This window comes from Streptomyces sp. NPDC058335 (assembly GCF_042723915.1).
Classification (GTDB): Bacteria; Actinomycetota; Actinomycetes; order Streptomycetales; family Streptomycetaceae; genus Streptomyces.
Genome location: NZ_JBHXHX010000008.1, coordinates 20291 through 43351 on the forward strand (window position 1 = coordinate 20291; position 23061 = coordinate 43351).

22 protein-coding genes are annotated in these 23061 nt (G+C 71.9%); 13 read left to right on the plus strand and 9 right to left on the minus strand.

Features of this window, described 5'->3' with window-relative positions; genetic code table 11:
- Positions 1–44: 44 nt before the first annotated feature.
- From ACFWJX_RS16910 to ACFWJX_RS16920, 3 genes are all read right to left on the minus strand, one after another.
- Complete coding sequence (locus ACFWJX_RS16910) at positions 45–941, minus strand: carbohydrate ABC transporter permease (protein WP_383243057.1); 897 nt, start codon at positions 939–941, stop codon at positions 45–47.
- Between the two features lie 5 nt (positions 942–946).
- The gene (locus ACFWJX_RS16915) at positions 947–1831 is read right to left on the minus strand and encodes a carbohydrate ABC transporter permease (RefSeq protein ID WP_383243059.1); all 885 of its coding nucleotides are present in this window, start codon (positions 1829–1831) and stop codon (positions 947–949) included.
- 101 nt (positions 1832–1932) lie between these two features.
- The gene (locus ACFWJX_RS16920; RefSeq protein ID WP_383243062.1) at positions 1933–3249 is read right to left on the minus strand and encodes an ABC transporter substrate-binding protein; all 1317 of its coding nucleotides are present in this window, start codon (positions 3247–3249) and stop codon (positions 1933–1935) included.
- Positions 3250–3523: 274 nt separating this feature from the next.
- Between ACFWJX_RS16920 and ACFWJX_RS16925 the strand changes: the two genes are divergently transcribed.
- Complete coding sequence (locus tag ACFWJX_RS16925) at positions 3524–4570, plus strand: LacI family DNA-binding transcriptional regulator (protein ID WP_383243065.1); 1047 nt, start codon at positions 3524–3526, stop codon at positions 4568–4570.
- Positions 4571–4719: 149 nt separating this feature from the next.
- On the opposite strand, the gene ACFWJX_RS16930 is transcribed toward ACFWJX_RS16925, so the two are convergent.
- Entirely contained in the window at positions 4720–5964 is a 1245-nt protein-coding gene (locus tag ACFWJX_RS16930) for an MFS transporter (RefSeq protein ID WP_383243067.1), read from the minus strand.
- A gap of 231 nt (positions 5965–6195) precedes the next feature.
- The gene (locus ACFWJX_RS16935; RefSeq protein WP_383243070.1) at positions 6196–7122 is read right to left on the minus strand and encodes a LysR family transcriptional regulator; all 927 of its coding nucleotides are present in this window, start codon (positions 7120–7122) and stop codon (positions 6196–6198) included.
- Positions 7123–7250: 128 nt separating this feature from the next.
- Here ACFWJX_RS16935 and ACFWJX_RS16940 point away from each other — a divergent pair, with 128 nt between their 5' ends.
- From ACFWJX_RS16940 to ACFWJX_RS16990, 11 genes are all read left to right on the plus strand, one after another.
- Complete coding sequence (locus tag ACFWJX_RS16940) at positions 7251–8252, plus strand: fumarylacetoacetate hydrolase family protein (protein ID WP_383243073.1); 1002 nt, start codon at positions 7251–7253, stop codon at positions 8250–8252.
- Positions 8249–9211, plus strand: a complete 963-nt coding sequence (locus ACFWJX_RS16945) for a cyclase family protein (protein WP_383243076.1) — start codon at positions 8249–8251, stop codon at positions 9209–9211. Before ACFWJX_RS16940 ends, ACFWJX_RS16945 begins: the two co-directional genes overlap by 4 nt.
- A gap of 22 nt (positions 9212–9233) precedes the next feature.
- On the plus strand, positions 9234–10364 hold the full coding sequence (locus tag ACFWJX_RS16950) for an FAD-dependent oxidoreductase (RefSeq protein WP_383243079.1): 1131 nt from the start codon (positions 9234–9236) through the stop codon (positions 10362–10364).
- Complete coding sequence (locus tag ACFWJX_RS16955) at positions 10361–11389, plus strand: amidohydrolase family protein (RefSeq protein ID WP_383243082.1); 1029 nt, start codon at positions 10361–10363, stop codon at positions 11387–11389. The genes ACFWJX_RS16950 and ACFWJX_RS16955 overlap by 4 nt, the downstream gene beginning before the upstream one ends.
- Before the next feature lie 10 nt (positions 11390–11399).
- On the plus strand, positions 11400–12338 hold the full coding sequence (locus ACFWJX_RS16960) for a VOC family protein (protein ID WP_383243085.1): 939 nt from the start codon (positions 11400–11402) through the stop codon (positions 12336–12338).
- Between the two features lie 226 nt (positions 12339–12564).
- Complete coding sequence (locus ACFWJX_RS16965; RefSeq protein ID WP_383243088.1) at positions 12565–13536, plus strand: fumarylacetoacetate hydrolase family protein; 972 nt, start codon at positions 12565–12567, stop codon at positions 13534–13536.
- A complete protein-coding gene (locus ACFWJX_RS16970; protein WP_383243091.1) occupies positions 13533–14291 on the plus strand; it encodes an SDR family NAD(P)-dependent oxidoreductase in 759 nt (252 codons plus the stop codon). Before ACFWJX_RS16965 ends, ACFWJX_RS16970 begins: the two co-directional genes overlap by 4 nt.
- On the plus strand, positions 14288–14947 hold the full coding sequence (locus ACFWJX_RS16975; RefSeq protein ID WP_383243093.1) for an SDR family NAD(P)-dependent oxidoreductase: 660 nt from the start codon (positions 14288–14290) through the stop codon (positions 14945–14947). Before ACFWJX_RS16970 ends, ACFWJX_RS16975 begins: the two co-directional genes overlap by 4 nt.
- A gap of 14 nt (positions 14948–14961) precedes the next feature.
- Positions 14962–15747 carry a CoA transferase subunit A gene (locus ACFWJX_RS16980; protein ID WP_383243095.1) on the plus strand — a complete coding sequence of 262 codons (786 nt, stop codon included), beginning with the start codon at positions 14962–14964 and terminating at the stop codon, positions 15745–15747.
- On the plus strand, positions 15747–16397 hold the full coding sequence (locus tag ACFWJX_RS16985) for a CoA transferase subunit B (RefSeq protein ID WP_383243098.1): 651 nt from the start codon (positions 15747–15749) through the stop codon (positions 16395–16397). The genes ACFWJX_RS16980 and ACFWJX_RS16985 overlap by 1 nt, the downstream gene beginning before the upstream one ends.
- Positions 16398–16479: 82 nt before the next feature.
- Positions 16480–17016 carry a hypothetical protein gene (locus ACFWJX_RS16990; RefSeq protein WP_383243101.1) on the plus strand — a complete coding sequence of 179 codons (537 nt, stop codon included), beginning with the start codon at positions 16480–16482 and terminating at the stop codon, positions 17014–17016.
- Positions 17017–17147: 131 nt separating this feature from the next.
- On the opposite strand, the gene ACFWJX_RS16995 is transcribed toward ACFWJX_RS16990, so the two are convergent.
- Positions 17148–17717, minus strand: coding sequence for a TetR/AcrR family transcriptional regulator (locus ACFWJX_RS16995; protein ID WP_383243103.1), 570 nt, complete (start codon positions 17715–17717; stop codon positions 17148–17150).
- A 106-nt stretch (positions 17718–17823) separates the two neighbouring features.
- On the opposite strand from ACFWJX_RS16995, the gene ACFWJX_RS17000 reads away from it, so the two are divergent.
- The gene (locus ACFWJX_RS17000; RefSeq protein ID WP_383243105.1) at positions 17824–19068 is read left to right on the plus strand and encodes an MFS transporter; all 1245 of its coding nucleotides are present in this window, start codon (positions 17824–17826) and stop codon (positions 19066–19068) included.
- A 29-nt stretch (positions 19069–19097) separates the two neighbouring features.
- Here ACFWJX_RS17000 and ACFWJX_RS17005 read toward each other — a convergent pair whose 3' ends face one another.
- The 3 genes from ACFWJX_RS17005 to ACFWJX_RS17015 are packed head-to-tail and all read right to left on the minus strand — an operon-like array spanning position 19098 to position 23015.
- Positions 19098–21164, minus strand: coding sequence for an iron ABC transporter permease (locus tag ACFWJX_RS17005; protein ID WP_383243108.1), 2067 nt, complete (start codon positions 21162–21164; stop codon positions 19098–19100).
- A 7-nt stretch (positions 21165–21171) separates the two neighbouring features.
- Entirely contained in the window at positions 21172–22149 is a 978-nt protein-coding gene (locus ACFWJX_RS17010) for an ABC transporter substrate-binding protein (RefSeq protein ID WP_383243110.1), read from the minus strand.
- Positions 22146–23015, minus strand: a complete 870-nt coding sequence (locus ACFWJX_RS17015) for an ABC transporter ATP-binding protein (protein WP_383243113.1) — start codon at positions 23013–23015, stop codon at positions 22146–22148. The genes ACFWJX_RS17010 and ACFWJX_RS17015 overlap by 4 nt, the downstream gene beginning before the upstream one ends.
- Between the last annotated feature and the right edge of the window lie 46 nt (positions 23016–23061).

A 23061-nucleotide genomic window follows, 5' to 3' on the forward strand; every position in this document is an offset into this window, starting at 1 on the left:
CTGCACGTGCGGGCGGGGCGGGCGAGTCGGGTGGTGGGCCGGGGTCAGCCCTTGACCGCTCCCGAGGTGAGGCCCTTCATGACCTTCTGGTTGAGGAAGAGGTAGATCAGGAGGGTGCCGAAGACGTTGATGCAGATGGCGGCGAAGAGCGGGCCGTACTGGGTGGCGCCGAAGTCGCCGGTGAAGTTGAGCAGTCCGACCTGGACGGTGCGCAGGTCCTGGTTGTTGGTGAAGGTCAGCGCGATGAGCAGGTCGTTCCAGATGAAGAAGAACTGCACCAGCCCGACGGTGAGCAGGGCGTTGCGGACCAGCGGGACGCTGATGGTCCAGAACGCGCGCAGGATGCCGGCGCCGTCGATGGTGGCGGCCTCGAAGAGTTCCCGGGGGACGCTCCGGTAGTAGGTGGCCATCATGAAGACGGTCAGCGGCAGACCGGTGCCCGTGTAGGTGAGGATCAGCGGCCACAGGGTGCCGGACAGGCCGGTCTGGAAGTACACGGTGAACAGCGGCAGCAGGATCATCTGCGGCGGGACCATCATTCCGGCGAGGAAGACCAGCAGGGTGAGGCTGCGGCCCTTCCACACCATGATCTGCAGGGCGAAGCCGGCGGCCGTACCGAGGAGGAGCATCAGGGCCAGGGCCGGTACGACCGCGAGGAGGCTGTTCTGGACGTACAGGCCGATGTTGCCGGTGGTCCAGGCCTCGGTGTAGTTGGCCCACTGCCAGGTGGTGGGCAGGCTCCAGGTGGAGTTGTTGAGGTAGTCGTCGTTGGACTTCAGCGAGGTCAGGAACATCCAGATCAGCGGGTAGATCTCGACGACCAGCAGCAGCGCGACGACGGCTTTGACCCACAGCCGGTGTCCGGGACGGCGCGGGGCGGCTCCGGACGGGCCCTTTCGTCGAGGGTTCGTGGAGGTCTTCACCGGTGTGTCGATGGCCATGGGTCTCAGCCCTCCGTGAGGTCGCGCCGCGAGACGCGGTAGACGACCAGGCTCACCAGCAGGCACACCACGGTCAGCAGCAGGGCGATGGTGCTGCCGTAGCCGTACTCGCTGTAGGTGAACGACGTCTGGAACATGTACAGGGTCAGCGGTGTGGTGCCGTTGCCGGGGCCGCCGTTGGTGAGGGCGACGATCGAGTCGAAGACCTTCAGCGTGCCGTTGATGCTGAAGATCAGGGACGACATCAGCACGGGCAGGGACAGCGGCAGCACGATGTGCCGCACCAGCCTGAGCCCTGTGGCGCCGTCCAGCCGGGCCGACTCCAGGACCTCGTCGGGGATGTCGACGAGACCGGCGAAGAGCAGGACGGCGTAGAAGCCCATGGAGCGCCAGATGTCCATGCCGACGAGGACCCAGAAGGCGCTTCCGGCACTGCCGAAGAAGTCGATCGAGTCGATGCCGACCGCGTTGAGCAGGGAGTTGACCGGGCCGGTCTGCGGGGCCACCTGGAAGAACTTCTGGAACAGCAGGCCGACGGCGACGGTCGGCAGGACGACGGGGAAGAACACCAGTGTGCGGATCAGCGCGGAGGCGCGCCGGAGGAAGAAGACATAGAGCAGGGCGAGCAGGTATCCGGCGACGACCTGGCCGACGGTGACGACGACGGCGTACTTGAGGGTGAACCAGAGGGAGTCGCGGACGGCGGGGTCGTCGAGGAGGCGGGAGAAGTTGGCGACGCCGTTTCCGGTGAAGCCGTCGATGGAGTTGCCCTTGGTGAAGGAGTACCCGAGTGACCACACCATCGGGATCAGCATGATCAGGGAGTAGACGAGGAGGGCGGGACCGAGCAGGATCGCGATCGCCCTGCGGTCACCGAGTACGCGGTGCATGGGTGGTGTCCACTTCGTTTCCGTTGAAGAGACCTGCCGGACGGGGCCGGGGGCGGCTCACGCGGGGTGCGCGAGCAGGCCGGTGGGCCGCCCCGGACGGGTCAGCCGGCGGTGAGCGCGTCCTGGACGGTCGTCATGAACTGCTGCGGGCTCATGCTTCCGGCGACCAGGCTCGCCGCGTTGGTCTGGCTGACGGTGGTGGCCTTGGTGCTGAACAGGGCCTCGAACCACAGCACGTTCTGCTTCGAGGTGCTGATGGTGTCGCGGACCTGGGTGGTGACCGCGTTGGCGTCCTTCACCTCGGTGTTGACCTTGAAGCCGGAGATGGAGCCGTGGTCCTTCAGTGCGGTGGTGCCGTAGTTCTTGGCGATGCACGAGACCCAGTCGCCGGTCCTGTCGTCGAAGGACTTGGCGCCGAGCGTGATGCCGAGGCCGACGTTGGAGGGGTACTGGTCGATGGCGCCCTTGCCGCCGGAGACGGCCGGGAAGGGCATGAAGCCGACGTTCTCGGCGCCGACCTTGTTCTGCTTGCCGTCGGCGATGTTCGCCAGTGCCCAGCTGCCCATGTAGAACATGGCGGCCTTGCCGGTGAGGAACTGGTTCATGGCGGTGTCGTAGTCGATGGAACCGACACCCTTGCCGAAGTAGCCCTTCTTGCCGAGGGCGGCGATCTCCTCGGCGGCCTTGACGTACTCCGGGTCCGTCAGCTTCGCCTTGCCGTCGGCGACGTCCTGCAAGGCGTACGGCCCCAGGCTGCGGTACAGGTAGCCGCTGATCAGCCGGGTCAGTGGCCAGCCCTGCTGACCGGAGGCGGAGAACGGCTGGATGCCCTTCGCCTCCAGCTTCGTCGCGGCCGACTCCAGTTCCGCCCAGGTACCGGGTACCTTCAGCCCGTTCTCCTGGAACAGCTTCTTGTTGTAGAAGATCCCCTCGATGTTGTACTCGTACGGCAACACCTGCAGCTTGCCGCCGTACAGGGCCTTGATCGTGGAAACCGCGGCCGGCTCGAGCTGGAGATAGACACCGAGGTCCTTGAGTTCCTTCTCCAGGTCGGCGACCTTGCCGGACTTGGCCAACTGCTGGGTGAGCGCGGGGGCGTTGCCCGCCGCGAACTGCACCGGCAGCGCGTTCTGGCCGGCCAGCAGCTGGAGCTTCTGGTCCAGGCTCGCCTGGGGAACGGTCTCCACCTTCAGCGGCAGCGCGTCGTTCGCGGTCTTGCAGGCGCCCTTCGACAGGGTGCCCAGCGCCGTCTTGACGGTGGTGTTCTCGGTGACGCTCAGGTAGCTGAAGTCCTTCGGCGCGGCCGAGGAGCCACCGCCGCTGCCGCCGCAGGCGGTGGCCAGCAGCGCCAGCGAGGCGGTGCCGGCGGTGAACAGGGGCAGGCGCGCACGTCGGGCACGGGGCATGCGAGGGGACACGGAGGACTCCCGGAGGTCTTTGAGAGGAAGGCGAGGAGTTGGGGAGCGGCGTCGAGGGCGAGGAACAAGGCCCGGCGCGCCGCCTGGAGACCGTTGTGTAAAACGTTCTCTACAGCGAGTGGGCAACACCCTGCACCGCTCCCCCGGTCCCGTCAAGACACGGCCCGGTAACACCACAGTCATCTGCTGGAAGACTTAGCGGGCACCAGGAGGTACGGTGTAGACCGTTACACCTACGCTTACGCCGACGCCTACGACAACCGGAGCGCTGCCGATGGACCGGGCCGGGACGCCGAAGAACAGACGCACGACCATCACCGATGTCGCCCGGCACGCCGGTGTGTCCACCGCCGCGGTCTCCAAGGTGATGCGCAACGCCTACGGCGTGAGTCCGGCCATGCAGGAGAAGGTCAGGGCCGCCATCGCCGAACTGGGCTACCGCCCGCACGCGGCGGCACGCGGCATGCGCGGCCGGACCTACACGATCGGCGTGCTGCTGGACAACGTCCGCAACGCGTTCTTCGCGGACATCCTCGACGGCATCCAGGACGAACTCCGCCAGACCGAGTACACCGTGCTGATCGGCGCGGCCGGATTCGAGCCGGAGGAGCAGGCGAAGACCATCCGTGCCATGGAGGACCGCCAGATGGACGGGCTGATCCTCATCGCGCCGGGAACCCCGCGGGACGAAGTGCTGGCCACGGCCGCGTCGACCCCGACCGTCGTCATCGGCCACCACGACGCCGCCGACACCCACGACTCGGTCGTCGACGCCGACGACATCGGCGCCGGCCTGGTCGTCGACCACCTGGTCTCGCTCGGCCACCGCGACATCGCCCTGGTCTCGGCGCCGGGCACCAAGGCCAACCGGTGGAGGCGCACTCCCGAGATCGTGCTGAGCGACGGCTACCTGAGGGCCATGGAGCGGCACGGCCTCACGGAGCGGGCGCGCGTACAGCACGCCGCGTACTCCGACGACGGCGGATTCAAGGCAGGCATGACCCTGCTGACCGCGGACCGCCCGCCGACCGCCGTGATGACCGGCGCCGACGTCGCCGCCCTGGGCATCTACCGCGCCGCCCACGAACTCGGTCTGCGCATCCCGGACGACCTCTCGCTCGTCGGCTACAACAACACCGCCCTCGCCGCCCTGGCCCCCGTCCAGCTGACCAGCGTCGACCAGGCCGGCCACACCATGGGCTCCTCCGCCGCCCGCATGCTCGTCGAACGCGTCGAAAGCCGACGCGACAGAGCCATGCGGACGACGATGACGCCCCGACTGGTGGTGCGCGGCAGCACCGCGGCACCGCGGCACCGCTAGACCATGGACCGGTATCCGCCCTGCCCTGGCCGCCGTGCGCCAGGTGCCGGGGCCCACGGAACGGACGACCGAGCGCACGGATGGCGGGCGTCCGCAGGGACGGCCGGGCCTGCGAAGCGGGGACGGCGGGCGCGCGCCGCAGCGGTCGGTCAGGGCTGTTCCGGAGCCCGCGGGGACAGCGGGACGGGTGTGCGGCGGGCGAGCGGCAGGAGCACGGCCGAGACCGCCGCGGTGGCCAGGCCGAGCAGCCCGACGGCGGAGCCGAGACTGCCGAGGACGCCCTTGCCGCCGAGGAGGACCAGTGGGCAGACGAACTCGCCGAGGAAGAACGCCGCCGTCCACAGTCCGATGCCGCGCCCCCGGTCGGCGTAGTCCAGCCGCGACATCGCCAGCGTCAGCAGCGAGGGCAGGAGCAGCCCCGTACCGACGCAGTTCAGCACGGCGCCCGCGATCAGCAGGGGCAGGTCGTCCGCCACCCCCATGACGAGGAAACCGGCGGCACACAGCAGGAGGAGAACGGGCAGCCGGCGGCGCGGATCGCCGGTGAGGCGGGTGAAGACGACGGAGCCGAGGACGGTGGCGGCGCTGGCCAGGGCCGTGACCGCGCCGATCACGCCGGTGGAGCCCACGTCCAGGTCGTCGAGGAGGTAGGACATCTCGACGGGCACGGTGTAGAAGACGACGGCGCCGAAGACGGTGAGCAGACAGAGCCCCGCCATGCGGCGCACGGGGAAGGGCCGGGGCCCGGGACCGGAATCAGCGGACGCCGGGAGCCGGGCCGGGTTCGGGGTCGGGGCCGGCAGCGCGCGGGCCATGACGGGGGCGAGGAGCAGGCCGACCGCGTAGAGGCAGAAAGGCGCGCGCCAGCCGGCCGCCCCCAGGGCGCCGCCCAGCACGAAGAAGACGGTGGCGGACGCGGACGCGCACATGGTCTGCAGGGCGAGGTAGCGGTCGCGGACCCGGCCGGAGTAGTAGTCGCCGATGAGCGTGGTGCAGGCGGTCATGATCGCCGCTTCGGCGACGCCCACCAGGACGCGGCTGAGCAGGATGCCGTGCAGCGAGTCGAGCCAGAGCGGGACGGTGCCGAACAGCGCGTACAGGACGGTGGCCGCCACGAGCAGCCGTTTGCGGCCCAGCCGGTCGACCACGACCCCCGCGAACGGCGCGAGCAGGGCCAGTGACAGGGCCGGGACGGTCAGCACGAGAGGCACCAGGGCCGCGCTGCCCGTGACACCCTCGAAATGGTCCTGCATCCGGGGCAGCACCGGGGCGAGGAGCACCGCACCCAGGACGGGCAGACAACTCCCGGTCATCAACAGAACGGCGGGCAGTCTCCCCCGCACGGCCGGGAGTCCGGCGTGGTCGCGGGCGGGCGGGGCAGCGGGTGCGGGCATGGCGGCACTCCAGGGCGCGGGGCGGGAAGGGGGCGCCGCGTGACGGACGGCCCGGCTGCGGGGTCCGGCCGAGACGGTGTCGGCGTACGGGCGCGGGATGTGCCACGACTATGCGTTCCGGGCGCCGGCCTGCCCACCCCTCGCGCGATCCAAGTTCCCGATGCCGTCGATCCACGGCGTGGATACGTCACGGAGCGAACCAGGCCCACGGCAGCCGCGGTGCGCCCTGCGTCATTCCGCCCCGGGTGCCGGCGCGTCCCCCAGACGCCTGCCCACGCGGGCGGCCGTCTCGCGCAGCCAGATGTGGGCCGCGTCATGGGTGTGCACCGGATGCCACCACAGGGCCTCGCGCAGCGGCACCGCCTCGTAGGGCGGCTCCACCACGCGTACGGCGGAAAGCGGCGCGAGGAGCCGGGCGAGGCGGGCCTGGATCAGGGCGATGCGCCGGGTGCCGGCCACCAGGAGCGGCAGCAGCTGGAAGCTGTCCACGGACACCTCGACGCGTGGCTCGATGCCGAGCATGCCGAGCTGGCGCACGGCCGGGGCGTCGTAGGTGCGCTGGTAGGTGACCCACGGCAGCCGGGCCAGGTCCTGTCGGGTGAGGTGGTCGTCGACGCTGGGGTGGTCGTCGGCGACGACGAAGACCCAGCGGTCGTCGTAGAGGTCGGTGGCGGGGAAGTCGCTGATGACGCCGTGCGGCATGAGCAGGCCGTCGGTGGCACTCAACAAAGTGGCCGTGTCGTCGACGACGGTGGTGGGGGTCTGGGCGAACCGGAGCCGGATGCCGGGGGCCTCCTCGTGCACCACGCGGGCCAGTTCGGCGCCGAAGACGGAGACGGCGTAGTCGGACGCGATCAGTTTGAACTCGCGGCTCTCCCGGGCGGGGTCGAAGTCGGCCTGGCTGGCGAAGAGGCGTTCCAGCACGTCGTAGGCGGTGGAGGTGCGGTCGAGGAGGACTTGGCCCAGGGCTGTCAGCTCGTAGTGGCCGCCGACCCGGGCGAGCAGGTCGTCGTCGAAGTGGCGGCGCAGCCGGGCCAGGGCGGCGCTCATGGCGGGCTGGCTGAGCCCGACGCGCTGCCCCGCGCGGGTGACGTTGCGTTCCTCCAGCAGGGCGCGCAGGGCGACGACGAGGTTGAGGTCGAGGCGGGCCAGATTCACGGGTCTTCCCTCTGCGGTAAGGCGCTGACCAGGAACGAATAAACGCGGTGGATGTCAGTCATCCACAGAATCTATTTCCCTGATCATGGGTGGCGGGTCCAGATTAGTCACACCGCAATCAGGAGGACATGTCCGTGAAACCTGAAGCCGCGTCCGCACTCTTCGCCGGACCCTTCGCCCTCGCCACCCTCTCCGCCCCGGACGGGCCGCCCTTCCCCGCGCTCGTCACGGCGGACGCCCGGGTGCTAGACCTGCAAGCCGCCCTCGGTGACGCGCAGTTGACCACCCGTCGCCTCCTGGAGGACTGGGACTCGGCGGTGTCACGGCTGACCGCGCTGGCCGCCGACAGCAGCCGGGAGCGGAGGCCACTGGCGGAGTTCCGGGTGCACGCGCCCGTCGAACCGCGCCAGGTGTTCCAGTCCGGCGCCAACTACCGGCAGCACGTCATCGACCTGCATGTCGCACACCGGGACCCGGCCGACGACCGGTCGGAGGAGGAGCGCCGCGCCGAGGCGGCGGACATCATGGACCGGCGGGCCGCGGAGGACCTGCCGTACGTGTTCATCGGCCTGCCGAGCGCGATCACGGGCCCGTACGACGACGTGGTGCTGCCCGCCTGGGCCGGCAAGCCGGACTGGGAGCTGGAGCTGGCGGCCGTGATCGGCCGGCCCGCCCACCGCGTCCCGGTCGAGGAGGCCCTGGAGCATGTCGCCGGGTACACGATCGCCAACGACCTGACCGACCGGGCCACCGTCTTCCGCCGGGACATGCCGCAGATCGGCACGGACTGGCTGCGCAGCAAGAACGCGCCCGGTTTTACGCCGCTCGGCCCCTGGATCGTGCCCGCCGGGTCGGTCGCGGACCCCGGCGACCTGCGGCTGACGCTGAAGCTCAACGGCGAGACCATGCAGGACGAGTCCACCAAGGACATGATCTTCGACGTCGCCCGCATGGTGTCCTACGCCTCGCAGACCGCCCGACTGCTGCCGGGCGACCTGGTGCTGACCGGCAGCCCGGCCGGCAACGGCATGCACTGGGGCCGACTCCTGCGCGACGGCGACGTGATGGACGGCTCGATCACCGGGCTCGGCGCGCAGCGCACCCGCTGTGTGGCGGAGGCGGTGCGGTGAGCCTGGACCGCACCGACCCCGAGGGCTCGATCGCGCGGGCCGCGAAGGCGTACTCCAACTGGGGGCGCTGGGGCGAGGACGACGTGCTCGGCACCCTGAACCTCCTCGACGGGGCCAAGCGCCGTGAGGCCGCCGGGCTGGTCCGGCGGGGCGTCAGCTTCTCCCTCTCCCAGCGGTTCGACATGAACGGCCCGCAGAAGGGCTGGCGGCGCCGCACCAACCCGGTGCACACCATGCTCGACACCGGCACCGACGCCGCCCTCGGCAACCAGGGCTTCCCGCACGGCATCGGCGGCGCCGACGACGTGATCGCCATGCCCTTGCAGTGCTCCACGCAGTGGGACGGACTGGGGCACATCTTCGACCACGGCAGGGCGTGGAACGGCCGGCCGGCGGAGAAGGTCGTCACGTCCGACGGCGACCTGGTGACCGGCATCGAGCACATGGCCGCGCACGTGACCGGGCGCGGTGTCCTCCTGGACGTCGGCCGCACGGTCGGCGAGGCCGGGGAGCTGCCCGACGGCTTCGCGATCACCGAGGAGCATCTGACGGCGACCGCCGACGCCCAGGGGGTGAGCGTCGGCCGCGGTGACATCGTGCTGGTCCGCACCGGGCAGTTGGCCCGGGTCCGCCGCGACGGCTGGGGCGACTACGCCGGCGGTCCCGCGCCCGGTCTGTCGTTCACCACGGCAGGCTGGCTGCACGGCAGCGACATCGCCGCGATCGCCACCGACACCTGGGGCTTCGAGGTGCGGCCCAACGAGTTCGAGCACGCCTTCCAGCCGCTGCACCAGGTGGCCATCCCGCACATCGGCCTGCTGATCGGCGAGATGTGGGACCTGGACGCCCTGGCCGAGGACTGTGCCGCCGACGGCGTGTACGCGTTCTCGCTCACCGCCGCGCCCCTGCCCATCACCGGCGCGGTCGGCTCCCCCGTCAACCCCATCGCCGTCAAGTAGCCCGAGGAACAAGGGAGTTCCCATGAGTAGAGCCCGCACGGTCCTGGTGATCGGCGGCGGCGCGGCCGGCAACGCCGTGACGGTCCTGCTGCGCCGCGCCGGTCTCGCCGTGGACCTGATCGAGGCCAGGGCCGACTGGAACGCCACCGCCGGGTCCGGCATCACCCTCCAGGGCAACGCCCTGCGCGTGCTGCGCGAACTCGGCGTGTGGGACCGGGTCGAGGCGTCCGGCTTCGGCTTCGGCTCCGTCGGCATCACCACGCCCGACGGCACCGTCCTGCACGTGCACGACGATCTGCGCACCGGCGGCGACGACCTGCCCGCGACCGTCGGCATGCAGCGCCCGCAGCTCCAGCGGATCCTCATCGACGCCGTGCGCGCCAGTGGCGCTTCGGTCCGGCTGGGGACCACCGCGGAGATCCTGGACCAGGACGCCGACGGTGTCTCCGTCCGCCTCAGCGACGGCACCGAGAGCCGCTACGACCTGGTGATCGCCGCCGACGGCCTCGGTTCCACCACCCGCGCCGCGATCGGCATCACCGCGAAGCCCGAGCCCACCGGCATGGCCATCTGGCGCATCGCCGGCCCACGTCCGGCCGGCGTGACCCGCACCGACCTCGCCTACGGCGGCCCCGCCTACATCGCCGGATACTGCCCCACCAGCGACACGACGCTGTACGCCTACGTCGTCGAGGCCAACCGCGACCGCGCGTCGATACCCGTCGCGTCGTACGCGGAGGAGATGAGCCGCCTCACCCGGCACTACGGCGGGTTCTGGCCGGAGATCACCGCGCACATCACCGACCCGGCGAAGGTCAACTACACCTGGTTCGACCGGATGCTGGTCGAGGGTTCCTGGCACCGCGGCCGGGTCGTCCTCGTCGGCGACGCCGCACACTGCTGCCCGCCCACGCTGGCCCAGGGCGCGGCACTGTCCCTGGAGGACGCGTGGGTCCTCGCACAGTTGCTGACCGGGGCCGACGCCTGGGACGACGCGCTGTTCCAGGCGTACTACGAGCGGCGCATCGCACGGGTCCGACCGGTGGTGGAGGCCTCCGTCCAGATCGGACAGTGGCAGCTCGACGGAGTACGCGACGCCGACGTGCCCGGCCTGATGGGCCGGACCATGACCCTGCTCAGGGACCTGCCATGACCGAGCCCACCCCGCGTCGCACGCCGACGCCCACCGTCGACGTGCACGCCCACGTCCTGCTGCCCGAGGTCGACGCGCTCGTGACCGGCCTGCCCGGCCACGCCGAAGCCCGCGAACTCGACGCGCGGCGCAACGGCCCCGCCGCCCTCGCCGTCAACGGGCCCATGGTCCGCGACCGGATCCCCGGGCTGACCGATCCGGCCGTACGTCTGGCCGCGATGGACGCCCAGGGCGTGGACGTCCAGCTCGTCAGCCCCTCCCCCTCCCACTACCACTACTGGGCGGACGAGGACACGGCCGAGAAGGTGTACCGCACGGCCGGCGAGGCCACCGCGGCGCACTGCGCGGCGGCCCCGGACCGGCTGCGCGGCCTCGGACTGGTGCCGCTCCAGCACCCCGACCGCCTGGTGCGCGCCTTGGACCACGCTCTGGAACAGGGCCTGGCCGGCGTCGAGATCTCCAGCCACGCCCCCGGACGGGAACTCTCCGACCCGGCCTACGCACCCTTCTGGGCGCGCGCCGAGGAGACCGGCGCGATCCTCTTCCTGCACCCCTTCGGCTGCACGCTCGACGACCGGCTGGACCGCTGGTACCTGTCCAACACGGTCGGACAGCCGACCGAGAACGCCGTCGCGCTGTCCCACCTCATCTTCTCCGGGGTGCTGGACCGACACCCGGGCCTGAAGCTGATCGCCGCGCACGGCGGCGGCTACCTGCCCACCCACCTCGGGCGCTCCGACCACGCCTGGTCGGCCCGCTCCGACGCGGGCGCCGGCTGCGCGCACCCGCCCAGCAGCTACCTGAAGCGGCTGTACTTCGACTCCCTCGTCCACGACCCGCACGTGCTGCGGGAGTTGGTCCGCGTCGCCGGGGCCGACCGGGTACTGCTCGGCTCCGACTTCCCCTTCGACATGGGCACCGAGGACCCGGTCGGCGCCCTGCGCGGCGCCGAACTGGCCGAGGCCGACTTCGACGCCGTACGCGGCGGGAACGCCGCCGCCCTGCTCCACATCGCTTCCGCCTGAGGAGGAACCCATGAGCGCACGTCTGCTCACCCACCTGCGGCACGTCGACCTCGCCGTGCCCGACTACGACAAGCAGCGCGACTTCTACGCCGGCGTCTGGGGCCTGACCGAGGTCGCCGAGGACTCCGGCATCTCCTTCCTGGCCGCCGAGGGCTCGCCCGAGCAGTACGTCGTCCGGCTGCGCGAGGCCGGGGAGAAGCGCCTCGACCTCGTCTCGTACGGGGCCGCCTCGGTGGCCGACGTCGACACCCTCGCCGAACAACTACTCGCCGGGGACGTGCGGTTGATCAGCCGACCGGGCAAGGTCGACACCCCCGGCGGCGGTTACGGCTTCCGCTTCTTCGACGTCGACGGCCGCACCATCGAGGTCTCCGCCGACGTGGAGGTGAGGCAGCACCGCAGGATCGAGGAGAAGGAGGCGATCCCCGTCAAACTGTCCCACGTCGTCCTCAACTCCCCCGACCTCAACAGGACCCGCGCCTGGTACGAGCGCCACCTCGGCTTCCGCCTCTCCGACACGCTCAGCTCGCCGCACATGGGCGAGGTCATGCACTTCATGCGGATCAGCAACCAGCACCACTCGATGGCCATCGCCCAGGGCCCGCACACCGCCCTGCACCACATCTCCTTCGAGATGCGCGGCCTCGACGAGTACATGCGCGGTTCCGGCCGCGTGATCCGCGCCGGGTTCCGCAAGATCTGGGGTCCGGGGCGGCACATGGCGGGCGACAACACCTTCACGTACTTCCTGGACCCGCACGGCAACACGGTCGAGTACACCACCGAGCTGGAGTGCCTCGACGAGGACACCTGGCACCCGCACGTCTACGACTTCTCCCGGCCCGAGGTCACCGACCAGTGGGGCACGGCCAATCCGATGAACGAACTCATCGCCAAGGAGTCCTTCAACGACCCCGACCGCGGCGTGTTCGTGGCCCCGCCGGTCTGACCGGTCCCCCGCACCGGGGACGCGGCGACACCGTCCGTCCCTGGCTCGCGGCGTCGCGTGGAGCAGCCACCCGACGCCGGCCGACCCGACCCGGTTCCCCGGCCGCGAGTGGGCCGCGGCGCCCCGCGCCCCGGACCGGGCGGCCGGCTGCCGGGGCCGCGTCGCCGTGGGCCACGACCTGATGCGCGTTCCCCTCGACCGATCCCCCTCCCCCAGGAGCCGCACCATGCGTTTCGCAGCATACGAACACCGCCGGCGCCACCGCGTGGCCGTCGTGGAGGCCGACGGCACCCTCTACCCGCTGCCCGGTGTCACCTCCCTGACCGCGCTGCTCGCGGAGACCGGCGGCCTGGCCGGACTGCTCGCCGCGGGCGCCGCCGCCCTCGACGTGCCGCCCGGCCCCCACGTGTCCCAGGTGCGGCTGCTGCCCCCGCTCCGGCCCGCGTCGGTGCGGGACTTCGTCACCTTCGAGGAGCACGTCGAAGGCGTACGCCGCTCCGTCGACGGCGTGTCCGGAGTCCCCGAGCAGTGGTACGCGGCGCCGACCTTCTACTTCACCAACCCGCACGCGGTCTACGGCCCGCACGACGACGTCCCCGTGCCGCCCGGATCGGCCGTCCTGGACTTCGAACTCGAGGTGGGCGCGGTGATCGGCCGGGAGGGCCGCGACCTGACTCCCGAGCGGGCCCGCGACCACATCGTCGGCTACACCGTGTTCAACGACTGGTCCGCGCGCGATCTGCAGAGCGCGGAGATGAAGGTGGGCCTCGGTCCCTGCAAGGGCAAGGACACCGCCACCACCCTCGGCCCGTACCTGGTCACCGCCGACGAGCTGGAGCCGCACCGGGACGCCGACGGCTTCCTGCGCCTGCCCCTGCGGGCCGAGGTCAACGGCGAGACGGTCGGCGAGGACCTGCTGTCCAACATGAGCTGGACCTTCGAGGAGATGACCGCCTACGCCTCCCGAGGCACCCGCGTGGTGCCGGGTGACGTCCTCGGTTCGGGTACCTGCGGAAACGGCGGCTGCCTCGCCGAACTGTGGGGCCTGCGCGGCGAGCGGAACCCGCCGCCGCTCAAGCCCGGCGACACCGTCTCCCTGACCGTCGGGGGCCTCGGCACGCTCACCACCACCGTCGCGCCCGGCACGGAGCCCGTGCCCCTGCCGGCCGGCCGGCGCCGCACCCGGGAGCGGCCGTGAGCGGGCTGCACCCCAAGCGGCTCCTGGGCAAGGTCGTCGTCGTCACGGGCGCGGCCCGCGGCCAGGGCGCCGCGGAGGCGGAGGCCCTCATCCGGGAGGGCGCCCGCGTCGTCGCCACCGACGTCGATCCCGCGCACGGCTGCCGCCGCCTGGACGTCACCAGCGAGAAGGACTGGGCCGCGCTCGCCGCCGAACTGCGCGAGGCGTACGGGCAGGTGCACGGTCTGGTGAACAACGCGGGCGTCACCTGGCGCGCCCGGATCGGCGAGGTCCGTCCCGAGGACATGGCGCGCGTCCACGCGGTCAACGTCATCGGCCCGCTGCTCGGCATCCAGCGTCTCGCGCCGCTGATGCCGGCCGGCGCGTCCGTCGTGAACGTCGGGTCCTCGGCCGCCCTGACCGCCCACTATCCGGTCGCCTACACGACCAGCAAGTGGGCTCTGCGGGGGCTGTCGAGGACGGCCGCCCTGGAGCTGGGTCCGCGCGGCATCCGCGTCAACACGATCCACCCCGGCTACATCGAGACCGAGATGACCGCCTCCGCCGCGCCGGCCTTCCGTGAGGCCAACGTCCGGGAGACGCCGCTCGGCCGCACCGGGACCGTCGGCGAGGTGGCCCCGCTGGTCGTCTTCCTGCTGTCGGACGAGTCGTCGTTCATCACCGGCGCCGAGATCCCCGTGGACGGCGGTCTGACCGCGCACGGCGGCGTCAAGTCCGTCTCCGACGCCCTGCTCGGCCCGGAGGCCGGCGGATGAACCGGCTCGAGGGCAAGGTGGCCCTGGTCTCCGGCACCGCCCGGGGCCAGGGCCGGGCGGCGGCACTGCGCTTCGCCTCGGAGGGCGCGCTGGTCGTCGGCGGCGACCTCCTGCACGAGGAGGCCGTTCAGACCCAGCGGCTGATCGCCCGGGAGGGCGGCACCGCCCTCACCCCGGGCCCCCTCGACGTCACCGACGAGGAGTCCGTACGGTCCTGGACCGAGGAGGCCGTGGACGCGTTCGGCGGTGTCGACATCGTCTACGCCAACGCCGGTGCCGTCCGGTTCGGCGCGATCGACGGCCGGCCGTACGAGGACTTCGGCTTCACGATGCGCGCCGAGCTGGACTCGGTGCGGCTGACGGTCCGGGCGGCCTGGCCGCATCTGGTGGCGAGCCGCGGCTGTGTGCTGACCGCCGGACCGACCGGCACGCTCACCGGCCTGATCCCACTGACCGGGCAACTCGCCGCGCAGGGCGCCCCGTACGGCATCCGTGCCGTCTGCGTCGGCCCGGGGATGAACGACACCGACGGTCCCCGGTCCGACGTGGCCGAGGGGGCGGTCTTCCTGGCCTCCGACGAGGCCGCGTACATCACCGGCGCCAACCTGGTGGTCGGCGGCGACTGGTCCGCCGTCCTGCCCGGCGCCACCACCTGAAAGGACATGCGCACGTGAACAAGGTCCGCGCCGGCGCGGCCGAGGCCGTCGCCGACATCGGTGAGGGTGCCTCACTGGCCGTCGGGGGCTTCGGCCTCAGCGGAGTGCCCGAGGTCCTCATCCGCGCCCTGCACGCACAAGGGACGGGCGGTCTGAGGGTCGTCTCGAACAACTGCGGCGTCGACGGCCGCGGCCTCGGCGTGCTCCTCGCCGCCGGCCACATCGCCCGGGTCACCGGCTCCTACGTCGGCGAGAACAAGGAGTTCGCCCGCCAGTACCTGTCCGGCGAGCTGGAGGTGGAGCTGGTCCCGCAGGGCACCCTCGCCGAGCGGCTGCGGGCCGGCGGAGCGGGCATCCCCGCCTTCTACACCCCGGCCGGCGTGGGCACGCAGGTCGCCGCCGGCGGGCTGCCGTGGCGGTACGCGGCTGGGGGAGGTTCGGTGGCGGTGGCCTCCCCGCCCAAGGAGACCCGCGACTTCGCGGGCCGCCCGCACATCCTGGAGCACGGCATCACCACCGACTTCGCGCTCGTACGGGCCTGGCGCGCCGACCGGCACGGCAACCTCTGCTTCCGTCGGGCCGCCGCCAATTTCAACCCCCTCGCCGCCATGGCGGGCCGCGTCACCATCGCCGAGGTGGAGGAACTCGTCGAGCCGGGCGAACTGGCCCCGGACGAGGTGCACCTGCCCGGCATCTTCGTGCAGAGGGTGGTGGCGCTGGACGCCGAAGAGGCCACCGACAAGCACATAGAGCACCGGACCGTTTCCGCATCTTCGACACGAGGGACGGTACGTTCCTGATGGCCTGGACCCGCGACCAGATGGCCGCCCGCGCCGCCGCCGAACTCACCGACGGCTCCTACGTCAATCTCGGCATCGGCCTGCCCACCCTCATACCCGGCCACCTCCCGCCAGGAGTGCATGTCGTCCTGCACTCCGAGAACGGCATCCTCGGCACCGGCCCCTACCCCACCGAGGAGGAGGTCGACCCGGATCTCATCAACGCCGGCAAGGAGACGGTCACCGTTCTCCCGGGCGCCAGCTTCTTCGACTCGGCGCTCTCCTTCGGCATGATCCGCGGCGGCCACATCGACACCGCCGTCCTCGGCGCCATGCAGGTCTCCGGCGGCGGCGACCTCGCCAACTGGACGATCCCCGGCAAGATGGTCAAGGGCATGGGCGGCGCGATGGACCTCGTGCACGGCGCCCGCCGGGTCATCGTCCTGATGGACCACACCGCCAAGGACGGCAGCCCGAAGATCGTCGACGAGTGCACACTGCCCCTCACCGGCGAGCGGTGCGTCCACCGCATCATCACCGACCTCGGTGTCCTCGACGTCACCGACGCCGGCCTCGCCCTCGTCGAGACCGCGCCCGGTGTCACCGTCGAGGACATCACCGCCCGCACCGGCGCCGCCCTGCGCTCCGACGGCCTCACCGCCGCCTGCTGAGACGGGTGTCAGCCGGCTGCCGTACGGCGGGACGGCGGAAGGTGTGTAGAGTCCGCTGACTCGAAGATCATGGGGAGACTTCATGTTCAGGTCCTCAGCAGTGCGTGCGGCCGTCGTGGCGACCGCTCTGGCGGCGCTCGGCGTCTCGTGCGGCACGAGTGCCGGGACGGACGAGCCGGGTGGGAGCACGGTCGCCGCCGCGGGCCGGACCGGCCCGGCCTCGTCGCCCCTCGCCTCCCCCGACGCCGGTGGCTCCCCCGACGCCTCGAGCGCCTCGAACTCCTCGAGCGCCTCCACGCCGCCGTCGCCGCCGGCCGAGAAGGTCCGCGACGCGTTCGCCGGGCTTCAGGCGACCCTCGACGACTCGTGCACGCCGGGTAACTGCGCCTATTTCCTCGGACGCGTCTACGACGAACTGCACCGCCTGGAGCGGGCCATGCGGGCGGACCCGAAGGGACCGGGCCACTTCCCGGAACCCCTCGCCCGCATCGAGAAGCTCGACACGGAGCTGGGTGGCGACCGCACCTTCGAGAACCTGAAGAAGCATCAGGAATCACTGATCGGCACCCGCGACCAGATCAACACCTGGATGCAGGGTCACCCCGACGACTACCGCTGACACACCGGGGCCCGGCCCCCGGGCGCCCTCCTCCGCCTCCACGGCTCACCCGGCACACGGAGGCGGCATCGCGCCCGGTCCGCCCCCGGCGCGCCATGTCCCGGGCGCGCCGGGTACTCGCGTCGAACGGCTCAGGACAGTGCTCGGGACGCCTCCAGGAACGTGGTGACCAGGCGTCGGGCCCAGTCGCCGGAGGCGGGTTGTCCGCTGAAGATGGCGCGGTAGTACAGGGGGCCGAGCAGGAAATCGATGGCGTTCTCGACGTCGGGCGCGTCGCCGCCCCGTGTACGTTCACGCTCGATGATGGCGCTCAGCTGCGCGTGACGGTCCGCCGTGCAGGCACAGCCGCCCTCCGGCCCGGAGCCGATCGTGGCCCGCATCAGGGCGAGCGTGTCGGGGTCGGCGAGGTCGACGGCGACGTCCTCCATCCACCTCTCCAGGTCGCCGGCCAGCGAGCCGGAGTCGGGGACGACCACATCACCGCTGAACCGGCTGGTGGCGACGTCGTTCAGCAGCTGCGCCGGAGACCCCCAGCGCCGGTACACCGTCGTGGGATGCACGCCTGCCCGGACGGCGACGGCGGGGATCGTCAGGACCTCCGCGGGCTCCTCGGCGAGGAGTTCCGCCACGGCACGGTGCACCGCCGCTCGCACCTTCGCGGAGCGGCCGCCCGGACGTACGTGAGCTGAAGCGTCAACCATGAGCGAAATTATCGCACTGATCGTTGCGTTAGTGGTAGCGTCCTTAACGCATCGATCACTGCGTTTGGAGAGAGCCGTGTCCGGTTCCGCCCTGCCTCAAAACCAGATGTCCCCTTCCCCAGCCTCCCCGCCCGGCCGCATCCGACGGGAACTGAGCCGTCCGGCCGCCTTCGCCGCCCTCGCCGCCGTCTTCGTCCTCTTCATGGCCGCCTCCAGCGCGCCCTCGCCCCTCTACGTCGTCTACCAGCAGCAGTGGGACTTCTCCGCGACCACTCTCACCACAGTGTTCGCCGTCTACGTGCTGGGAATGATCGCGGCCCTCCTCGTGCTCGGCGCGCTCTCCGACCATCTCGGGCGCCGCCCGGTGCTGCTGGCCGCCATCGCGCTCGAAGCACTGTCGATGATCCTGTTCCTCACCGCGGACGACATCGGGGTGCTCCTCACCGCGCGCCTGGTCCAGGGCATCGCCACCGGTGCCGCCATGACCGCCCTCGGCGCCGCCCTCGCCGACCTCAACCCCGCGCACGCCCCCCACCGCGCGGGGGTCGTCACCGGCGCGGCACCCACGTTCGGACTGGGACTGGGGGCGCTGGGCTGCGGAATACTCGTCGAGTACGGACCGCACCCGACCCGCCTCGTCTACGCCCTGCTGCTGGCAGGCCTGGTCCTTGCCGCCGCCGTACTCCTGGCCCTGCCCGAGACGGCGCAGCGCCGGCCCGGCACGGCGCGCTCGCTCCAGCCCCGCCTCAGGGTCGCGCCTCATCTCCGGGCCGACCTGCTCGGCCTGGTTCCCATCCTCGTCGCCAGCTGGGCGCTCGGCGGCCTCTACCTCTCGCTCGGCCCGTCCGTCGCCGTCGGCCTCTTCGGGCTCTCCAGCCACGTCGTCGGCGGACTGGTGGTCACGCTGCTGACCGTCCCGGCCTCCCTGACGGCACTCGCCCTGCGCACCTGGCCCACCGCCCGCACGCTCGCCCTCGGCGCGAGCCTGCTGCTCGTCGGCACAGCGGTCGCCCTGACCGGCGTCCTGGAACACTCCCTGGTGACCGCGGCCCTGGGCACCCTGATCGCCGGCATCGGGTTCGGCGGCTCGGCACTGGCCGGCTTCGGCACTCTCGCCCGCATGGCCGCCCCCTCCGAACGCGGCGAACTGCTCTCCGTGGCCTTCGTGATCTCCTACGTGTCCTTCAGCGTCCCCGCGGTGATCGCCGGTGTCGCGGCCACCCACACCGGTCTGCACGACACCTTCGTCGCCTACGCCGTCACAGTCGCCTTCCTCTCCGCCCTCGCCCTGCTCGCCCAGTGGCTGCGCGCTCACCGCGCCCCCCAAAGGAACGTCTGCCCGCAGGCGTGACCAGCCGGCCTCCTCGGGCTGGCGGAACCCTAGCGACGGCTCCTCACGAGCAGATACAGGAAGTACGGCGTTCCGATCACCGCCGTCATGAGGCCGGCGCCGAGCTGGGCGGGAGCGATGACCGTGCGGCCGAGCAGGTCGGCCGCGCAGACGAGCGCCGCGCCGAGGAGGACGGCGACCGGCACCACGCGCACGTGCCGTCGGCCCACGAGGGCCCGTGCCGCGTGCGGCGCGACGAGGCCCACGAAGCCGATGGTGCCGGCCGAGGCGACGGCGGTCGCGCTGAGCAGGACGCTCACCACGAGGAAACCGAGGCGGACTCGGGACAGCCGCAGGCCGAGCAGTCGCGGGGTGTCCCCGTCCAGGGACACGAGGTCCAGCTCGGTGCGTCGGACGACGGCCAGGCCCAGGCCCAGTGCCAGCACCACCGCGACGGGCAGGACGTCCGGCATCGTCCGCCCGTACGTCGAACCGGACAGCCAGGTCAGCGCCTTGGTGGCGTTGAAGGGGTCGGTCAGCACGATGAGCAGGCTGATCAGGGCCGTCGTGCCGGCGGCCGTGCCGACGCCGACGAGGACCAGCCGGTTCTGCTGGTAGCCGCCCCGGGCGGCGAGTCCGAAGACGACCACGGAGGCCGTGGCGGCCCCGGCGAACGCCGCTCCCGCCACGGCCCAGGAGCCGGCGACGGGCGCGGTGGTGACGAGGAGTACGGCGCCCAGCGCTGCACCGCCGGAGACGCCCAGGACGCCGGGTTCGGCCAGGGGGTTGCGGGTCACGGCCTGCACCAGCGTGCCGGCCAGGGCGAGTGCGGCGCCCGCGCACAGGGCGGCCAGCACGCGCGGCACCCGGGTGTCGAGGACGAAGGAGACGGCGCGGCCGGCCCGCCCCTGGGCCCAGTTGACGACGTCGCCGAGCAGGAGCCCGGTGTCACCCAGCAGCACGCCGGCGACCGTGACGCCGCCGACCACGGCGACGAGGACGGCCGTCGTGACGAGGAACGCCGTCCGGCCGGGTGTGCGCAGCCGGTCCGGCGCACCCGCTTCGGCGGTGTCCTTCAGCCGCAGGGCCATCACCACCAGGAACGCGGCGCCGACGAGGCTGGTGACGACACCGGTGGGGACGGCGACCGCCGTGTCCGCGGGCACGAGGGCCCGCAGCAGCACGTCCGACCCGAGGACCAGTCCGGCACCGGCCAGGCCGACCGCGGGCCAGGTGGCACGGGCGCGGGCGAATGCCGGGAACCGGCGGGCGAGGGGGCGTATCAGGGCCGGTGCGCACAGGCCGACGAAACCGATGGGCCCGGCCAGGGTGACGGCCGCGGCGGACAGCAGTGCCGCCAGGACGACCACCGTGACGCGGGTGGTGCGGACCGGGACGCCGAGCCCGCGCGCGGCGTCGTCGCCGAGGGCGAGCGCGTCGACCCGCCGGGCGGTGAACAGCAGGCCGACGAGGCCGGTCAGGGCCACGGGCAGCATCTGCAGGACACCGTCGAAGCCGTTCTGGCCGATGCTGCCCTGGTTCCACTGGTACAGGCCCTCGGTCTGCTCGGGGAACAGCAGGAGCAGGCCCTCCGTCACGGAGTTGAGGCCGAGCGCCAGCGCGGTGCCGGCGAGGACCAGCCGTACGGTGCCCGTGCCGAGACCGGACAGGGCGAGGACGACACCCGCGGCCAGGAGTCCGCCGGCGAAGGCGACTCCGGAGGAGGCGAGCAGGGGCAGCGAGACGCCCGTGGCGCCGACCACGCCGAGTGCCAGGTAGGAACCGGCGTTCACGGCGAGGGTGTCGGGTGAGGCGAGCACGTTGCGGCTGACGGCCTGGAGCACGGCGCCGGCCACGCCGAGCACGGCTCCGACCAGGAGGCCCGCGGCCATGCGCGGCAGCCGGGAGGCGATCACGACGGACGCGTCCGCCGGATCGGCCTGCCCGGTCATCGCCTTGAGGACTTCGGCCGGTCCGACGGCGGCCGTGCCCTGGGTGATGTCGACGACGGCGAGGGCGGCGACCAGGAGCGCGAGCGCGGCCGTCACCGCGGCGGCACCCTTGCGGGGCCGGGCCGCCTGCGGACGGGTGGCAGGGGCGGTCGCGGTGACGGCCATGGCTCCGCTACTTCGTCAGCGCGTCGACGACGGCGTCGATGTACGCCTCCATCGACGCGGGTCCGCCGAACATCCAGATGCCGTCGGGCAGCCGGTGCACGTCGCCGGCCTTCACGAACGGCAGGGACTTCCAGACGGAGTTCTTCGCCAGGGCACCGGTGAAGGGCGTGCTGTTCTTGTCACCGTCGCTGCCGATGTAGGCGAACCGGGTGTCCTTCGGCAGGGCGGTGAGGCCCTCGACGTCGGTGGTGCCGAGGCCGTAGCTCGCGTCGCCCTTGACGGTCCAGGCGTTCTTCAGGCCGATCGCCTCGTTGACGCTGCCGATCAGCGAGCCGCTGGTGTACGGGCGCAGGGACACCTGGTTGGAGGTGACGTATCCGTCGGCGAAGGCGAACCGGGTGCCGTCCAGACCGGCGTCGGCCAGGGCCTTCTTGCCTTCGGCGACCTTGGCCTCCCAGCCGTCGCGGACCGTCTCGGCCTTGTCGGTGGTACCGGTGGCCCGCGCGATGAGGTCGATGTTGTCCAGCATCTGCCCGATCTGGTCGGCGGCGTCGGCGGACTTCACCTCCAGGACGGGGGCGATCTTGCGCAGCTGCTTCACGGCGGCGGGCGGCAGGTCGGTGGTGGCCAGGACGAGGTCGGGCGCGAGGGAGGCGATGGTGTCCATGCTGGGCTCGCCGCGGGTGCCGATGTCCTTGGGCTCGGTGGTCAGCGGGGCGGCGGTGTCCCAGGTCCTGTACCCCTTGACGTCGGCGACGCCGATCGGGTCGACGCCGAGGGCGAGGAGGCTCTCGGTGACGTTCCACTCGGTGGTGACGACCTTGGTGGCCGGGCCGTCGAGCGTGACCTCGGCGCCGTTGGCGTCGGTGAGGGTGATGGCCTCGGAGGGCTTCTTCGTGCTGTCGGCGGCGGGCTCGGTGGTACCGCACGCGGCAAGGGTGAGCGCCGCGGCGGTGGTGACCGCGGTGAACAGGAGGCGTCTCATGGGGTGGTGCCGAGCCTTTCGCTGGGGGTGTGGCGTGTGTGATGGCGGCCGATCGCGCGGGTGCGCAGGCGGCCGGTGAGGGGGTCGTTGTCGACCTCGATCCGGATGCCGTAGACGGCGGTGAGGCGTTCCGGTGTCAGGACGTCCTCGGGTGGGCCGTCGGCGACGATGCGGCCCGCTTCGAGCAGCGTGATCCGGTCGGCGACGGCCGCCGCCTGGTCGAGGTCGTGGAGGACGACGCCGACGGCGATGCCGTGCTCGTCCGCCAGGTCGCGGACGAGGTCGAGAAGTTCGACCTGGTAGCGGAGGTCGAGGTAGGTCGTGGGCTCGTCCAGGAGCAGTACGCCGGTCTCCTGTGCGAGGCAGCCGGCCAGCCAGACCCGCTGCAACTGCCCGCCGGAGAGGTGGTCGGCACCGCGTTCCGCGAGGTCGGTGACGCCGGTCAGGGCGAGTGCCCGGTCGACGGCGGCGGTCGCGTCCGGGTCCGCCCGGCCGAAGCGGCCGCGGTACGGGTAGCGGCCGAACTCGACGATGTCCCGCACGGTCAGTCCGCTGGGTGTCGGACGGCTCTGGGTCAGCAGGGCGACATGGCGGGAGAACTCACGGGGCGTCAGGGCGAGGCCGTCCGTGTCGTCGTCGATCCGGATCGTGGCGTGCCGGGCCCGCTGCAACCGGGCGATCGTCCGCAGGAGCGTGGACTTCCCGCTTCCGTTGGGGCCGACCAGGACGGTCACCTCACCGGGCCGCAGCCCGACCGCGGCTCCGTGGACGACGTCGACGCCGTCGTACGACACCGTGACGTCCGTGGCCGCCAGTTCATGGCCGCGCAGGCGTGGGGTGCCGACTGTCTCTCCACCAGATCTCACGCGGCTAAGGTTAGCCTACCCTAATATCTCCTGATCAAGGGGGGTG

What these genes read in the sequence shown, in the direction of transcription:
- ACFWJX_RS16910 (WP_383243057.1), bottom strand. Translation starts at nt 941, where the DNA reads ATGGCCATCGACACACCGGTGAAGACCTCCACGAACCCTCGACGAAAG.
- ACFWJX_RS16915 (WP_383243059.1), bottom strand. Translation starts at nt 1,831, where the DNA reads ATGCACCGCGTACTCGGTGACCGCAGGGCGATCGCGATCCTGCTCGGT.
- ACFWJX_RS16925 (WP_383243065.1), top strand. Translation starts at nt 3,524, where the DNA reads ATGGACCGGGCCGGGACGCCGAAGAACAGACGCACGACCATCACCGAT.
- ACFWJX_RS16930 (WP_383243067.1), bottom strand. Translation starts at nt 5,964, where the DNA reads ATGCCCGCACCCGCTGCCCCGCCCGCCCGCGACCACGCCGGACTCCCG.
- ACFWJX_RS16940 (WP_383243073.1), top strand. Translation starts at nt 7,251, where the DNA reads ATGTCCGTGAAACCTGAAGCCGCGTCCGCACTCTTCGCCGGACCCTTC.
- ACFWJX_RS16950 (WP_383243079.1), top strand. Translation starts at nt 9,234, where the DNA reads ATGAGTAGAGCCCGCACGGTCCTGGTGATCGGCGGCGGCGCGGCCGGC.
- ACFWJX_RS16955 (WP_383243082.1), top strand. Translation starts at nt 10,361, where the DNA reads ATGACCGAGCCCACCCCGCGTCGCACGCCGACGCCCACCGTCGACGTG.
- ACFWJX_RS16960 (WP_383243085.1), top strand. Translation starts at nt 11,400, where the DNA reads ATGAGCGCACGTCTGCTCACCCACCTGCGGCACGTCGACCTCGCCGTG.
- ACFWJX_RS16965 (WP_383243088.1), top strand. Translation starts at nt 12,565, where the DNA reads ATGCGTTTCGCAGCATACGAACACCGCCGGCGCCACCGCGTGGCCGTC.
- ACFWJX_RS16975 (WP_383243093.1), top strand. Translation starts at nt 14,288, where the DNA reads ATGAACCGGCTCGAGGGCAAGGTGGCCCTGGTCTCCGGCACCGCCCGG.
- ACFWJX_RS16985 (WP_383243098.1), top strand. Translation starts at nt 15,747, where the DNA reads ATGGCCTGGACCCGCGACCAGATGGCCGCCCGCGCCGCCGCCGAACTC.
- ACFWJX_RS16990 (WP_383243101.1), top strand. Translation starts at nt 16,480, where the DNA reads ATGTTCAGGTCCTCAGCAGTGCGTGCGGCCGTCGTGGCGACCGCTCTG.
- ACFWJX_RS16995 (WP_383243103.1), bottom strand. Translation starts at nt 17,717, where the DNA reads ATGGTTGACGCTTCAGCTCACGTACGTCCGGGCGGCCGCTCCGCGAAG.
- ACFWJX_RS17000 (WP_383243105.1), top strand. Translation starts at nt 17,824, where the DNA reads ATGTCCCCTTCCCCAGCCTCCCCGCCCGGCCGCATCCGACGGGAACTG.
- ACFWJX_RS17005 (WP_383243108.1), bottom strand. Translation starts at nt 21,164, where the DNA reads ATGGCCGTCACCGCGACCGCCCCTGCCACCCGTCCGCAGGCGGCCCGG.
- ACFWJX_RS17010 (WP_383243110.1), bottom strand. Translation starts at nt 22,149, where the DNA reads ATGAGACGCCTCCTGTTCACCGCGGTCACCACCGCCGCGGCGCTCACC.